The organism is Paenibacillus sp. FSL R5-0470, assembly GCF_037975205.1.
GTDB lineage: Bacteria > Bacillota > Bacilli > Paenibacillales > Paenibacillaceae > Paenibacillus_AQ.
This window is the reverse complement of the sequence record NZ_CP150238.1, coordinates 5,804,201-5,819,549: the sequence shown is the minus strand read 5'-3', so window position 1 is coordinate 5,819,549 and position 15,349 is coordinate 5,804,201. Positions and strand designations below refer to the sequence as shown.

General features: G+C 44.7%; 11 protein-coding genes. 5 read left to right on the top strand and 6 right to left on the bottom strand.

Annotated elements, in window-relative coordinates; translation table 11 throughout:
- Positions 1-119: 119 nt before the first annotated feature.
- Positions 120-3,065: a carbohydrate binding domain-containing protein gene (locus MKY99_RS25710; RefSeq protein WP_339267077.1), complete on the top strand. Its 2,946-nt coding sequence runs from the start codon at positions 120-122 to the stop codon at positions 3,063-3,065.
- 125 nt (positions 3,066-3,190) lie between these two features.
- Here the strand turns inward: MKY99_RS25710 and MKY99_RS25705 are convergent, their stop codons facing one another.
- Positions 3,191-4,222: a LacI family DNA-binding transcriptional regulator gene (locus MKY99_RS25705; protein ID WP_076285269.1), complete on the bottom strand. Its 1,032-nt coding sequence runs from the start codon at positions 4,220-4,222 to the stop codon at positions 3,191-3,193.
- 121 nt (positions 4,223-4,343) lie between these two features.
- Between MKY99_RS25705 and MKY99_RS25700 the strand changes: the two genes are divergently transcribed.
- Positions 4,344-6,044, top strand: a complete 1,701-nt coding sequence (locus MKY99_RS25700) for an alpha amylase N-terminal ig-like domain-containing protein (RefSeq protein WP_339267075.1) — start codon at positions 4,344-4,346, stop codon at positions 6,042-6,044.
- A 169-nt stretch (positions 6,045-6,213) separates the two neighbouring features.
- On the opposite strand, the gene MKY99_RS25695 is transcribed toward MKY99_RS25700, so the two are convergent.
- Entirely contained in the window at positions 6,214-7,326 is a 1,113-nt protein-coding gene (locus MKY99_RS25695; RefSeq protein WP_339267073.1) for a M23 family metallopeptidase, read from the bottom strand.
- Positions 7,327-7,581: 255 nt separating this feature from the next.
- On the opposite strand from MKY99_RS25695, the gene lipA reads away from it, so the two are divergent.
- Positions 7,582-8,487 (top strand): lipoyl synthase, encoded by a 906-nt coding sequence (gene lipA, locus MKY99_RS25690; protein ID WP_042191639.1) that lies wholly within the window; start codon positions 7,582-7,584, stop codon positions 8,485-8,487.
- A 339-nt stretch (positions 8,488-8,826) separates the two neighbouring features.
- Positions 8,827-9,477 (top strand): YutD family protein, encoded by a 651-nt coding sequence (locus MKY99_RS25685; RefSeq protein WP_149645015.1) that lies wholly within the window; start codon positions 8,827-8,829, stop codon positions 9,475-9,477.
- Positions 9,478-9,603: 126 nt separating this feature from the next.
- Here MKY99_RS25685 and MKY99_RS25680 read toward each other — a convergent pair whose 3' ends face one another.
- The 4 genes from MKY99_RS25680 to ylbJ form a co-directional block, all read right to left on the bottom strand.
- Positions 9,604-11,043 (bottom strand): S41 family peptidase, encoded by a 1,440-nt coding sequence (locus MKY99_RS25680; RefSeq protein WP_339267069.1) that lies wholly within the window; start codon positions 11,041-11,043, stop codon positions 9,604-9,606.
- 20 nt (positions 11,044-11,063) lie between these two features.
- A complete protein-coding gene (locus MKY99_RS25675; protein ID WP_339267067.1) occupies positions 11,064-12,248 on the bottom strand; it encodes a stalk domain-containing protein in 1,185 nt (394 codons plus the stop codon).
- Between the two features lie 157 nt (positions 12,249-12,405).
- Positions 12,406-13,209, bottom strand: coding sequence for an NAD kinase (locus MKY99_RS25670; RefSeq protein ID WP_042191633.1), 804 nt, complete (start codon positions 13,207-13,209; stop codon positions 12,406-12,408).
- Between the two features lie 76 nt (positions 13,210-13,285).
- The gene (gene ylbJ, locus MKY99_RS25665; protein WP_339267065.1) at positions 13,286-14,548 is read right to left on the bottom strand and encodes a sporulation integral membrane protein YlbJ; all 1,263 of its coding nucleotides are present in this window, start codon (positions 14,546-14,548) and stop codon (positions 13,286-13,288) included.
- Positions 14,549-14,960: 412 nt separating this feature from the next.
- Between ylbJ and MKY99_RS25660 the strand changes: the two genes are divergently transcribed.
- Positions 14,961-15,344 carry a globin gene (locus MKY99_RS25660; protein WP_042191628.1) on the top strand — a complete coding sequence of 128 codons (384 nt, stop codon included), beginning with the start codon at positions 14,961-14,963 and terminating at the stop codon, positions 15,342-15,344.
- The last annotated feature ends 5 nt before the right edge of the window (positions 15,345-15,349 follow it).

Sequence of the window (15,349 nt, the reverse complement as noted above, 5' to 3'; positions counted from 1 at the left end):
TTTTGTGTTAAAGACGTTAAAAACATTAGAGACATCACTGGGCGGGCTTGTTTTTTAATCAAGGAAGTAGGCTTTAGAGTGTTATGAATACGCTTTAATAAGAGAGGGAGATGCACGCAATGAAACGTAGGTTATGGTATGTACCCGTTCTAATTACATCTATTCTTCTTTCTACCGTGATTAATTTGTTTGTCTTAACACCGCAAAAAGCTGAAGCGGCAAGCATCGGCACGATTAATGAGAACGACACTATTTATCAGATTATGGTTGACCGATTTAATGATGGAGATACTTCCAACAATGCTACTGGTGCGGCAATTCGCTATGGAGAAAACTCTGAGGAAGATTTCCGTTATATGAAAGGCGGAGACTGGCAGGGGATTATCGATAAGCTATCATATATTAAAAATATGGGCTATACCGCGATTTGGATTTCCCCAGTGGCTGAGCCACAAATGACTAACCGGGAAAACAACGGTACCGGTAAAAATACAGCCTATCACGGATACAACGTTAAGAACCCGAACGCTGCCAATCCATACTTCGGAACGAAGGAGAAGCTGAAAGAGCTTGTGGATTCCGCACATGCGCTTGGCATCAAAGTAGTGATTGACGTTGTGCCAAACCACGTCGGTGATTATATGCTAGGTTCCCAAGCTTATTATGATATCCCATCATTGCAGCCAGTGGCTCCGTTCAATAATCCAGCATGGTACCACCATAATGGAGATATTAACTGGTCTCTAGCGGATGGAAGATATGATCAGTGGGCGCAGGATTACTTAGAGAATCATGATTTGGGCGGGCTAGATGACATTGATTTCGATGTTCCTGCGGCTAAGCAGGCGATCTTCGATTCCATCAAAGGCTGGTTTGATTATACAGGCGCTGACGGTGCGCGTGTGGATGCTGCCAAGCTGATGAAGCCAACAGATATTGGTGAGCTACAAAATTATCTGGGCGTTAATACATTTGGCGAGAATTTCGACGGAAATGCTGAATTTGTCTCACGTTGGGTCGGAAACAATAAGGAATGGGGCATGCTCGATTTCCCAATGTTCTTCTCCGTACTTAACAGCTTTGCTTATGGGCAGTCTTTTGAGTCCAATATCAAAAGCACCTTGGCACAGGATTCCTACTACAACGGGAATGCCAATCACATGGTTACCTTTATCGACAATCATGACCGCAACCGTTTTCTAACGGAAGCCGGGGGAAACGTTGATAAGCTGCAGAATGCTTTAACCTTTATTTTTACAGTTCGTGGAACACCGGTTGTCTTCCAAGGAACAGAGCAGAACAAAGGCAATGGCAACAGTCAGATCATGACAGGAGGTATTGCGGATACTTGGAACCGTTGGTCTATGGTGAAACGGGATGCAAGCGGAAACGTGATTGAGAACTATTTTAATGAAAATGCCAGCACCTACAAGCACGTAGCCAAACTTAATGAAATTCGTAAAAATAACCCAGCACTGCGTACAGGTACTCAACGTGAAATGTGGGCTGCACAGAACTTATATGCCTTCTCACGTCGTATCGACACTGGAACTAATCAAGGTCAAGAAGCTATCTCTGTATTTAGTAATCAATCTAATGGTTCGCAAACGGTAACCATCCCGCTACGTGCCGAGAGTAGTTTGACCGCAGGAACAGTTTTGTATAATCAGCTGAATACTGCAGATACAGTGACTGTACAATCAGGCGGAGTAACTGGAAAGCAAATTACTGTAACTGTAGGTGCGAATTCAGCCAAAATCTATGCGAAACAACAACAACCATCAGAAACAGTTCCTCCAACTACTCCGACTAATGTAACGGCAACTGTTCAGAATGCATCTAGCGCTTTGATCAGCTGGACGGCTTCTACCGACAACGTAGGCGTAACTGGATATGAAGTTTATCGTAATGGTGTCAAGGTAGGCACAACGGCAACTACTTCCTATACGGACAATGGTTTATCCGCTAGCACTACCTATAACTACACGGTAAAAGCATTTGATGCCGCAGGCAATCTATCTCTTCTTAGTGCGATTGCGTCTATTACAACACCAGCAGGGAACAGTGTCACGATTTACTATAAGCAAGGTTATACCTCGCCTTATATTCATTATCGCCCAGTAGGAGGTACATGGACGACATCTCCGGGTGTGGCTATACCTGTATCTGAAGTAGCCGGATACAACAAAATAACGATTAATATCGGTTCCGCCAGCCAGCTTGAAGCATGCTTTAACAACGGCAGTGGCACATGGGACAGTAACGGGGGGAGCAACTATCTATTCGGTACTGGAACCTGGACTTATACGCCAACAGGAAGTATTACATCGGGTGGACCAGTGACACCAACGCCAACGCCGACACCAACACCAACACCGACACCAACACCAACACCAACACCAACAGTAACACCGACACCAACGCCGACAGTAACCCCAACGCCAACACCAACGACTACACCGACTGGCAACACTGCAACGATATATTATAAGAATACGGCTTACAGCAGCTCTTACATTCATTACAAGCTGGATGGGGCAACAGTCTGGACGACGGCTCCTGGTGAACAGCTTCAAGCTTCTTCTTTCCCAGGATATAAGTCGATCACAATTCAGCTGGGCACTGCAGCCGGACTGACCGCAGCCTTTAATAATGGCAGTGGTACATGGGATAACAACGGCAGCAGTAATTACCATTTTGATGCTGGAACCTGGAGTCTAGTGAACGGAAGTATCAGCGCAGGGGAACCTCAAGCAGACAGTGTGACGTTTCGTGTAAATGTTCCAGCGTCTACTCCGGCGAGCGGACCTGTGTATCTTACCGGTACCTTCAACAGCTGGAATGCAGCGGATCCGGCCTATCAACTGACTAAAGGTAGTGATGGGGTGTATTCCATCACACTGAGCTTACCAGCAGGAACAGCGGTGCAATATAAAGTTACGCGGGGCGCTTGGACTAATGTAGAGGTAAACTCGAACGGATCGGACATTTCCAATCGAACGCTTACTCCAGCAGGAGGCGCACAAACAGTGAACCTGACCGTGCAGCGTTGGAAAGATCTATAAGTTACTATAAGAGTGGATCAAAATACCTTTCACATGACAAGGAGCGGCCCCCCGTGTGGGGCCGCTCCTTGGTAAGTAGTACGAAGCTTTTTCATTGTAGAAGATACAATAGAAAAGTAGTCCAATTATGAAGTTGCTCCAGAGAATTTAGCTCTCATCGTGGATTCACGAGGAATTAGTTCTGGCTCTAGTAGCAAATGCTTGTGGGGCGCATCATTGCCACGAATGCGCTCCATCAGCAGCTGCCCTGAAGATACACCCAGCTTAAACGTATCGATATTAAGCGAAGTTAAAGGAGGTGTTGTATAACGGGACAGCGGATATTCATCGAAAGCGGCGATGCCGAGTTCAGATGGAACATCAATTCCGAGTGCTTTTGCGGCTTGAAGCACCCCAAAGGCTACATAACTGTTCATACACACCACAGAGTCTGGCCGTTCTTCACGCTGCAAAAGCTCAAGGGCAGCATGATAGCTATCATGTTCATCAGCCTTGCAGTTAATGATCCATTGCTGAGGAACGGTAAGGTCAGCCTGCTGTAATGCGCTTAAGTATCCACCTAGGCGATGTGTATAAATTTTTTCCTGCTGCTGCCCGCCTATGAAGGCTATCTTTGAATAACCTTGTTCGATGAGATGCTCGGTCAGCATGTTTCCGCCTGCTTCATTATCGAAATCAACCCAACTTCCGGGGGTCATAATCTCTCCAATGGAGATGTAAGGAAACTCCAGTTGATTCAGTTCTTCAGATAGCTCTTCAGTCAGCACGGAGTTGTTGGCAATAATACCGTCGACACGTTTGCTAAACACAAGCCTATTTAGAAAATGGCCTTCTGGACTGCTATGTTGCACATTGGAAATGGTCAGCTCGTATTTTAAAGGTGCAATTACGCTCTCGATTCCACCAATAATGTTGTAGAAGAATTGGTTCAGAAACTCACTTTCTTTAGACATATCGACCAGTAAACCAATATTGCAGCTGCTTTGTCTAGCTAACCCAGTAGCAATACTGCTTGGCGTGTAGTTCATTTGCTTCATAATCTCTCGAACCTTTTGTTTCGTTTCCTGTGATATTTTTGGGGAATCATTTAGTACTTTAGATACAGTAGATTTAGCCACATTGGCTGCTTTAGCAATATCAGAAATCGTTACTTTCATCGTCGTCCCTCATAACTTGAAAACGGTATTTGTAACCATAATAACACAAATTTAGCAGTCTCTCTAATGATGTATGAACAGATAGATAGAACGATAAAAGTATAGAAGGAGTCCATAAGTTATGCCTCAATCATGGTTTGTATATCATACAAGTGAAGATCCATTTGCCTATCCTGTAGGTACAGGGACCCTGAAACTCAGATTATTTACACAAGCTGGACAGCAATTATCCTGTACCGTAATCCACTCGGATCGTTATGATTCTCCGGGGCAAGAAGTTCCTTTGCAGATGGAGCGGATTGGGTCGGCCGGTATTTATGAGATTCATGAAGCAATTATTCAGACCAGCACTAGAAGAAGCAGATATCTATTCCATATAGCGAATGCTGCGGGGCAGTATATCTGGTATGGAGAGAGGGGCGCGTCGGAGAATCGGGAGCGTGCAGGTTCTTTTCAATATGCATATCTTCACCATTCTGAGGCTTTGAAGTTACCGTTATGGAGCCAGGATGCGGTGACCTATCAAATTTATCCTAGCAGCTACAATGGTGGAACTCTAGAAGGCATTACGGACAAAATACCTTATCTACAGCAGCTTGGTGTGAATACTATTTACATGACGCCTGTATTTGAGTCTCCTTCCGAGCATAAATATAACACCTCCGATTATTATAAGATCGACCCTGCATTTGGCGATGTAGATGGATTGAAGACGCTAGTCAGTGAGGCACATCGCCATGGAATTAGGGTCATTTTGGATGCCGTGTTTAATCATTCGGGAGATCAATTCTTTGCTTTTAAAGATGTGATGGAAAAAGGCGAACAGTCTCCATATAAAGATTGGTTCTTTATTCGTTCTTTTCCCGTAACACAGACGCCTGCCCCGAATTATGAGACATTCGCTAAAGCTGAAGCGCATATGCCTAAGCTGAATATGGATCATCCCGAGACGGCAGATTATATGATTGGAGTTGCCAAGTATTGGATTCGTGAAACAGAAATAGACGGCTGGCGTCTTGATGTAGCGAATGAGGTCAACCCGGCTTTTTGGTCCCGGTTTCGGCAAGAGCTCAAGTCTGAATTTCCTGAAATTCTACTCATTGGAGAGATAATGCATGCTTCTGGGCCTTGGCTTAGAGGGGATCAATTCGATGGTGGCATGAATTATGTGCTTCGGGATGCCGTGCTGGAATTTTTTGCAGAGCAGTCAACAGGGCCTGATCGCTTTATGGAGCAAGTACTCCATCAGGAGGCGTTGTATAATGACCAGGCGAATTCGGCTATGTTTCAATTGATTGGCAGCCATGATACGTTGCGTTTTCTTACAGCGTGTAAGGAGGGGGGACGTGGCTGGGACCGCGAGAGTACGGCAATACAGCGCATGAGGTTGGCAGTTTTTTTTCAGATGACTTATATCGGTATTCCGATGATCTATTATGGGGATGAGGTTGGGATGGAAGGAGCTACGGACCCTCACTGTAGAAAAGCTATGGTATGGCAAGAGCAAGCTCAAAATACAGCACTGCTGAAGTGGTATCAAGAGCTAATTTTCCTAAGAAAAAGCTGTGATATTCTACGAAAAGGTAAGTTTCGTCCTTGGTTCACGGATGAAGTCCGTAATGTCTTCGGTTATACACGGGGAATGGATCAAGAGAAGATAGGTTTAATTATCAATAATTCTCCGAACGCGTACGAGCTTGAGCTTAATGTATATCGTTCGGATAAGAATTTGCTTACCGATTTACTGTCAGGAGCTACTTTTAAAAATAATAACAAGCTTATAGTGAGCATTGAACCGTTTGGATGTTTAATGTTGTACTAAAATAGTATAAGGCCTCTCTTCAAAAGAAGGGGCCTTATTCATCAAGAAACGGGTGTCATCTCAAAAGATGGCGAAGCCGTTTCCTTTTAAAAATATAAGAAAGTATAAGTTTCACTTTATACATTATCCTTATATTTCTTGCATAAACGCTGACCGGCCTTTAGGGACGCTAAAGGCGTTTTTCCTTGTTTGTAGCACTTTTTTTATTTTTGTTCTTTAAGTCTCTATACTCCTGATTTTCCCATTGTTTTAGCAACGGAAAAGGGTCAAAAGCCCATTCAGTAATCCCTCGGTCACGGTAGATGCCAAAATGTAGATGTGGCGGGAATTTCCCTTGTGTTCCTGGATTTCCGTAACCTGAGCTACCAACCCAGCCAATGATTTCACCTGGTGAGACGATATCTCCACGAGAAATGGATTTGTTATACCCGGATAAATGGGCGTAATAATGGTAACGGTTCTCGATATCACGAATTCCAATTCTCCAGCCACCGTAGCGGTTCCAGCCTTTAGTTTCCACTAAGCCAAAGCAGGTGCTGCGTACCGGCATACCTTGCGGTGCAAAGAGGTCAGTCCCTTCGTGAATACGTGCCCCACCCCAGCTTCTGCCGGTTCCCCAAGTGCTACGATAAGAATAAGAATTACTTAAGGGTAGTGGAAAAGCATTACCTGACAGGTCAAGCCGACCAAAATGTTCATATAGCTTAGCGAACTGAGCTATGCGCTGAGAGGCACGACCATTGTGATAATACTCCCAAATGCCAATGCTGAAATCATTAGCTGAATCACCATATTTCTGCAAGTGTCTAGCCATACTATATAGAACATCAGCATCATTCTCTGGATCGGCGATTCCATCACCTGAGCCATCACGGCCGAAGCCGTTAAAGAAAGTGATGGATTCAGGAGAAGTATCCTCCTGATCCGGGTTGAGTGGACCGGACCATACGGGTGCTGGAATCATGATTCCAGTAAGACGGTTGGTGACGGGTTTGTCTGAGGAACCTTTTTTGGCGATGGTGCGTTCATATTGATCAATGGCTGCGAATCTAAACCAAGGAATTCCAGTGGCTGCACTCAGTTGATCATAAATCCCCCTACGGGCAGACCATATGGATTCTTTGCTAGCATTAACAGAATTGCCGCTGCTTTCCACCGGTTGGACTGTAGCCTGTACTGCAGCTGCTGGAACGGGAAGGCCTAAACCACCCCAAAGGATAGCGGCCGCGGACAGACATAACATAGTTCTCCGGTTATTAGTATTCTTAAATAGGGCCAGCAAGATAACAGCCTCCTTTTGTCCGGGCGTAGAATTGAATGTAGGCACTTCGGATAAAGCTTTTATTATAGATTGAAGCAAAAGGCTACTTTTTATCCGTTCTTGTCTAAAGGTACCAGTAAATTCTTCGCCGGAATCGAAGTTGAGATGCCCTGCATATTTCACAAAAACAGGCAATTGTAAAGCGCACATGGTATAATATGAGGCAGCATCTTTCATCTGCAGCATCACATTCAGGAGGAAGCGGGGTTTATTATTTTGACGAATAAAACAGCAAAGCAGCCTAAGCCGGATTGGATTAGAATCAAGCTAACTACCGGTGATAACTATCAGGAAATCAAGAGCATGATGCGTTCTAAAACTTTACATACCGTATGTGAAGAAGCTAGGTGTCCGAATATTTATGAATGCTGGGCAAATCGAACGGCTACCTTTATGATTCTTGGTGATATATGTACTCGCGCATGCCGTTTCTGCGCTGTGAATACAGGGTTGCCGACAGAGCTGGACCTGCAGGAGCCTGAACGTGTAGCAGAAGCTGCAGAGGGAATGAACCTTCGCCATTGCGTGGTGACCAGTGTGGCCCGTGATGATCTTGCGGATGGTGGCGCTCAGATTTTTGCTGAGACGGTAGCGGCAATTCGTAAACGCCTTCCGTTATGTAGTGTTGAAGTATTGATTCCAGATTTCCTGGGAGAACGGAATAGTCTAGAGATTGTTATGAACAGTAATCCAGACATTCTTAACCATAATATTGAGACGGTGGAACGGATGTCAGACCGTGTACGGGCTAAAGCGAAGTATCGCCGTTCGATGGAACTGCTGCGCAGAGCTAAGGAAATGAAGCCGGATATTCCTACCAAATCAAGCATTATGCTTGGAGTCGGTGAAGAGTGGGATGAGATTTTACAAGCAATGGATGATTTACGAGCCGTAAATTGTGATATATTGACTTTAGGACAATACTTACAGCCTTCTCCAAAGCATTTGAATGTGGAGAAATATTATCCACCAGAGGAATTTGCGCTGCTTAAGGAAGAGGGATTGAAGCGTGGCTTTAGCCATGTGGAATCAGCTCCGCTTGTTCGCAGCTCTTATCGTGCGCATGAGCAGGTGAAATCTGCCGCTCAAGCTCGTGAGGAGCGCACGGTTTCTTCTAGTTAATTTTTTTGAAATAGTGACAAAGTCACAAAAAGGTTTTATTAAGGAGAGGGTTGAAGGAGCGATAGCGTTCTGAAACACTCAGCCCATAGGTTACACATAAAAAAACGTTGATTTGAGTCATTGGAGAGAAATGTTGGAGCTGTAGGAGCGTAGCGTTCGCCTGAAAGCTTTCCGAAGGAAAGCTAGCATCGTAAGCATACACTGTTGATTAATTTCACCGCTGATGCGGTTCAAATAGAAGAAATTAATCAACAACAGCGACCGAAAGCCCAATATTTCTCGGAAATGACGGCATAATCAACGAAAATACTTTCCTTCGAAAGGCAGGCGACAAAAGGTTTGATCGTTATAGGCGGAAAAGGCTACGAACTAATGTTAGATCATAAGGATGGTTGGAATCCGGAGGCGTTTCGCGGAAGATATAGCGAAGTGCTGGAAAGATACGACTACATTATTGGTGACTGGGGTTACAGTCAGCTGCGTTTGAAAGGTTTTTATCGGGACAACCACCCAAAGGTGAATCGGGATACAGCGATTTCTGGCATGGTCGATTATATTAATGAATATTGCAATTTTGGCTGCGCATATTTTGTGTTGCATAAGTTAAAAGAGGTACCACAAGAGGGTTTGTTCAAGGATATTCTGATCAAAGAAATACCAGAGCCGAGTGAGGAAGAAGATTCGGAGCTAGAAGCTGAAGATAATGATGGAGCGGCTATAGATAAAGAGCTCTCCTCTAAAGAAACATCATCTAAGCAAGGTTCGAATTCATCTGCTGCATTTAAAGAGATGACTTCTGCTAAGGATAGACCTCTGAGAGAACATCAAAGCCGAAATCACCGGGGTAAAGATTCGCAAGGGAAGAAATCCAAAAAGGAATTTCAAAGCAGACCACCACAAGGTCAATCCCAAAAACCCCAAAACACACAAAAGCCTCAAAATAATCAAAACACACAAAACACACAAAACATAGAAAATCCACAATCTTAACGATGAAAGCTGACCATAAGTAGAGTCCTTCTACGAATGAGACAGCTTTTTTCTTTTGAATAGATATGTACAAATAATAAAGGCAGCAAACCCCATCTCTGGAGAATTGCTGCCTTTTCATATGGATTATTTTATAGATAATTTCAATTGCTTTTGTGTAGCATTGTAACTCCATACGAGTGCCGGAAACTTCTTCTTAAAGGCATTTAATTCAATGTAGGTCTCACCATTCTGAGATAGCGCCTCTTTGGAGGAAAGCGTAAAGCCGGTAGATATGCCTGTTCCGCTCTTTACGATGACCTTCTTGTTCTTGGCATCCCAGGTGATCTCGCCCTCGACAAGCGCAGCCAGCACCAGCGATGAAGCATAAGTTTTATCGCCCTGCTTCACAAGACCAACATTACCAGCAAAAGGAACCCCGTTGATATTTAAGATATGATGATCTCCGGTGACTTCTAAAGTCTTCATTCCAGCAAGCTGCAGGGCGGTAATCAACTGTGCAGTTTTCCCTTTTACCTCAATATCCGGTGCGAGACCGATGTGATTAAAGTCTTCTTTTTTAGGTGTTAGATATTTCTGCGTGGTCAATTTCAGCATGTCGCCATTAGACACTGGAAGTAGGCTTTGAATACGCGCTTTGCCGTAAGAACGAGTGCCTACAACAGTAGCCAGCTTGTTGTCGCGCAGGGCGCCCGTAAGAGCTTCTGACGCACTTGCAGTGTATTCGTTGGTTAGAATTACGACGGGCACACCGATTTTGCTGCCACTAGTAATCGTTACAGGAGTTAACGCGCCACTTTGATCAGAGGTATACATCATGATGCCTTTATCCATAAAACTAGAGGCAATGTTGTATGCCGAATCCATGTATCCACCCAAGTTATCACGTAAATCAAGCACCATGGATTTCATTCCCGCTGTACGCATCTTCTTCAGCATAGCGGCGAATTCTTCATCAGAATTCTGTGTGAAACCACTTAGCGAAATATAGGCAATTTTCGGACCAATGAGGGTTCCAAAAACGGAAGTCGAGTTCAGTTCATTTCGGGTGACAACATAAGATTTTGTGACACCATTTCTGAGGATCAGCAGGGTGACCTTAGTGCCCGCGGCTCCACTTAGTTCCGAATCATCCGTTTCGTCAACAGGTATTCCGTTGATTTTGAGAATCGTATCGCCGCGTTTCAAGCCTGCCTTTTCAGAAGGAGAACCTGGAGAGATTTCTTCGATGTAGAGCTCTGTTGGCGTATATTGAAGTTTAACACCGATGCCAACGTATTCGAGATCAACCGCATGTTCAAATTGCGCCGCTTCCTCGGAATTGAAGTATTGGCTGTATGGATCATCCAGTGTGTTCACCATGCCGTCAATTGCTCCGCGAATCAAAATATCTTTATCTACATCTGAAAGATTATAGTTCTCCAATAGCTTCATTACTTCATTAATAAGATCACTGTTGTCTGTGGAAGCTTTAGCGGCATCTGCAGCGGAAGCCAGTGGAGCAAATGTAATAGATAAAGCTAGACAGCTGGTTAACAGTGCACTTATTATTTTTTTTGATTTCATGGAATCAAACACCCTTTTTATTAGGATTTCACAAGTTTATTGTAGATGCTATATGTGTCATCGATTGTCCATACACCAGTATCCGACTTGGATAGAATATAGATAAGGCCTTGCTCATAAGTCTCCTCTTCACTAGCTTCCTTGTCTTTGCTTTCTACATATATAGCAGCTTCTTTGGCACTGTAATAATAAATATTTGAAATGCCTGGAGTATAGGTAATATCATACGAAGCAAAGAAATCATCCAAATCTGCCTTGAGAGAGGAATCATATTCTTCTCCATATGAAGTCATCGTGGAAAGAACTGCTGTAGGATTCTGTTCGTTCATTGCTTGATAATACTTGCTAATAGTACCTTTGATGGCATCCGCATCGTTTTGAGGGATGTTGGCTGCTGGTTTTATACCTTGTTCATGAGTAAGGAGAACGGTCGAGCTTTGGGATTCCACGGATGAAATCTTCCAGCTTCCGTTCTTGCGGACCAGGGTATATACGTATTCATTCTCTGTATCTGGAGTATAAGTCCCACCTATTCTGCGTGAACTTTCAAGCGTATACACAGTGGCTTCGTCAGCTGTAATGTCGAGGATTTCCAAGCTATCAATAGTATTCTTTATGTCAAAAGCTTTAAAAGATTCATTGAGTTCGGCCACTGATTCCGTGTAAGAGTACTCCGGATCCATAAGGGAGTAGAAGCTAGTCGCTTTTTCTTCATTGAAATATTGATTAGACAAACGGATTAATGCTGTAATGGCTGCTTCGTCCTTACCTTTGGAGACAGGAGTAGTAATTTGTACACTTCTACTGGTAGAATTCCAGACAGCTGTGCCCCCGGTTGCCTCTGCGATAAAACGCAAAGGGATGTATGTAGTGCCGGCTGAGGAAACTGGTGCAGTGGTTAGTTTTTTAACGGTTCCGTTAACAGTAGCGCGGTTACTGCCAATTTTGAGGGTAATCGCAAGATTTGAACTTTTTCCTGTTACCGTTCCAGTTTTGGCATCCCAGAGAACTTGAAGTCCAAGCTTCTCAAAGACAACCCGGAAAGGTACAAGTACAGAATTGTTCGCTAAGTATGGGGATCCAGCGGTGAAGGAAACCTTACTTCCGTTAATATAAACATCAATTGGTTTCGATGCTGCAAAAGCCGGGACCGCAAGTATGAGGGCCAGTAGACTTATGCTTAAGAGGGATAAAAATCTTTTCAACAGTACTCTCTCCTTTTATGTAACTCTTTGTAAAATAGCCTCATTATACCATTTGGCTTCTCTCTCAGTCTATCAGTTGGTGTTAGTTTTGTCACACAAAAAAGCCGGAGAAATGGATATCTCCAGCCACTGAAAATCGTTGGATCGAAGGTTAATCTTAAACTAAAAAAGCTTCACGTACACGGTTCCAGAACGGAAAAGGACGGTACCTGGCGAAACTGACCTTCTTGTCCGATACTTGGCAGCGTACTGAAATCAGATCATCTACTGGGATATTGTTATGATCTATCGTGAGTAGTAAGCGCTGATCCTTACATGAAAGAATATCGCAATGGTGATGCTTCGGCAGTAGTAATGGCGACCCCATTGTTCGAAATACGCGGTTGTTAATTGAGGCGATTTCGGCAATCTGCAGCGCTTCTATAGATGGGTGAACCATGGCTCCCCCAAGGCTTTTGTTATAGGCCGTGCTACCAGAAGGAGTAGAAATACAAAGCCCATCACCCCGGAACATTTCGAAGGTAACATCATTGATGTCAACTTGAATCATTATAGTTCCATCTACCCCTTTAAGGGTAAATTCATTTAGGGCAATGTGGGACGAAGAACCGGATTTCTTGTGAATTTCCAGCTCAAGCAACGGATATTTCACGATACGAGGTTTCTGAGGCTCAGAATCCTCGGTTCCGCACATGTAGTCGATTAAGGTGGGTAGCTCTTCCGCTTGCCAGTCCGCATAGAAGCCTAAGTGTCCTGTGTGCACACCTACGAAGGCTAGATTGGGGATTTGATCGATAAAGGTATGAAAAGCGTGCAGCATTGTGCCGTCTCCGCCAATAGAGATGACGATTTCGGGAGACTCGGCATCCAGTTGCAGGTCCCGCTCCGCCGCCAGCTTGTGAAACTGCTCGGCAAGTTTGATTGATAGTTCATCACCGCGGTCCAGAACATAATATCTCAAGATGTACAGGCTCCTTTTGTATAATTCAGTCATACACCGATCATAATCAATCTTGACCCGGAACACAATATGTTAATCAACTTCGCCGTACCCATCGAATCATTGTCATGAATACAGGGATAAGCAGTGAGACTAGAATTGCAGCAGTTAATAATAGACTCAGCAGGGCGAGGCTTGCCGTGATCCCTGAGGCAGAAGGAGTAAAGGCAGCAGAGGCTGGTAATGATACCCATGTGGTAGACAGCCCTGTGTTCATCACAGGGTTCCAGAGCAGCAAGACCAATCCTGATGCGAGTATGGCGTGAATTAGCCGTGCAGTCAAAAATGGCAGATACCGCAGCCCGGTACCGTTCAGAATACTTGCCACCTGGGCATGTACAGATAATCCGCCCCAAGAGAGAATGAAGGCAGCTGCCGCTACCTTGAACTGAAGCGGGATGGAAGCTGCGGCTTCACCTGCTGAACGGGCACCGATTGTCACCTCAAAGAATCCGCTAATGAGAGCCTGAGCTAGTTCTGGAGGACCACCTACAAGGGACACAAGATGTCCGGTCATGTTAAAAAGGGAGGATAGGATACCGGCACGGGCTAGCAGTTCCATTAGCACATTGAAGAATACAACCAAACCGCCTACGACAATAATAAGCTTTAGCGAGGACTGGATTGCTCCCTTTAATAGCTCCCCAAAGCTCCGTCCATCTTTGCGCCGAGCCTCCTCCATGGCAAGAAGTGCTGCATGGATTCTTCCAAAACCTTTTTTGGCTGGAAAAGAGGGGGCAGTAGAACTAGTTATGGATGGGTCTTGGGAGGGGGAGCTCTGTTCTTTGCGTCCATGGAACGACATTAGCAAGCCAACAATCAAACCGCTCCCATAGTGGGCGAGGGCTAGGATAAGCCCCAACGATGCGTCTCGAAAGAAACCAACGGATACTGCACCTAACAGAAAGATTGGGTCAGAGGAGGTTGTGAAAGCGACTAATCGTTCGCCCTCTACTCTGCTAATCAGATTCTGTTCCCGCAGCTTAGCGGTTAATTTAGCGCCAACAGGATATCCTGATACATATCCCATCGCAGCGACAAACCCGCCGCTACCTGGTATACCAAAAAGAGGGCGCATCAATGGATCGAGCAGTGCACCGAAGAGATGAACGATCCCTAGGCCTAGCATGATTTCGGATATGACGAAGAATGGAAATAGGGAGGGGAATAACACATCCCACCAGATGGCCAGGCCTCGTAAGGCTGCGCCAAGGGATGCCTCCGGATGAAGCAACATCAGCAGCATACAGCCTGCCAATGTTAATCCCAGCAGTGGGCCGCCAATCTTTTTAAAAGTCATAATTAACGCCTCCTGATCTATGGTTAGATGTATGCGAAAAGAAGGACAAACAGCACAAAAAAAATAAAGGAAGCGGTTACATAATTCGGTGCTTTTTCGTTCGAAATATGATATTATGTAAATAAGAAATGCACCCTCTGTTACAAGAATAAATGGGATGGAGTGATGGCGATGAGCGTTGTAGCCGGAGTTCTCGTTTGTGCTTTTGTATATGTGATCCGGGTCTCTCTCGTCCCTTCAGGTGATGAAGAATTTCGGACCTACTGACAATAACCTCCAGGCGCTAAACTATAGTTTAGCGTCTTTTTTCTGCCGTTTAGGGGCACTTTCGACGGATATCCGAGCCGTGCTTTTTTTTGGTATAATAAAGTAAGAAACGTTTCATTAATATGGAAGAGAGCTGGTAACCTCAATGAATCCAAATGAGAGTATATATGAGAACCTAGGAGGAGCTGAGGCGCTACATCGATTGGTGGAAGTGTTCTATGCCAAAGTGCAGCTTCATCCGCAGCTGGGTCCGTTATTTCCTGAAGACATTTCTCCTGTTCTGGAGAAGCAGTATCAATTCCTGACACAGTTTTTTGGCGGTGGCCCATTGTATTCAGAACTGCATGGACATCCCATGATGAGAGCAAGGCACATGCATATTCCCATTACTCCAGAACGTGCTGAAGAATGGTTGCAGTGTATGAAAGAGGCGCTTGAGGAGACCGGCGTAGAAGAGCCGCTACGTTCGTTCGTGCTTAGCCGTCTTGCAGGTCCCGCACATCATTTTGTTAACATGCCCCAGGAATAATAAGG

Excerpts from the sequence above, each read along its gene's own strand:
- MKY99_RS25710 (WP_339267077.1), top strand. The coding sequence starts at position 120 with ATGAAACGTAGGTTATGGTATGTACCCGTTCTAATTACATCTATTCTT.
- MKY99_RS25705 (WP_076285269.1), bottom strand. The coding sequence starts at position 4,222 with ATGAAAGTAACGATTTCTGATATTGCTAAAGCAGCCAATGTGGCTAAA.
- MKY99_RS25700 (WP_339267075.1), top strand. The coding sequence starts at position 4,344 with ATGCCTCAATCATGGTTTGTATATCATACAAGTGAAGATCCATTTGCC.
- MKY99_RS25680 (WP_339267069.1), bottom strand. The coding sequence starts at position 11,043 with ATGAAATCAAAAAAAATAATAAGTGCACTGTTAACCAGCTGTCTAGCT.
- ylbJ (WP_339267065.1), bottom strand. The coding sequence starts at position 14,548 with ATGACTTTTAAAAAGATTGGCGGCCCACTGCTGGGATTAACATTGGCA.
- MKY99_RS25660 (WP_042191628.1), top strand. The coding sequence starts at position 14,961 with ATGAATCCAAATGAGAGTATATATGAGAACCTAGGAGGAGCTGAGGCG.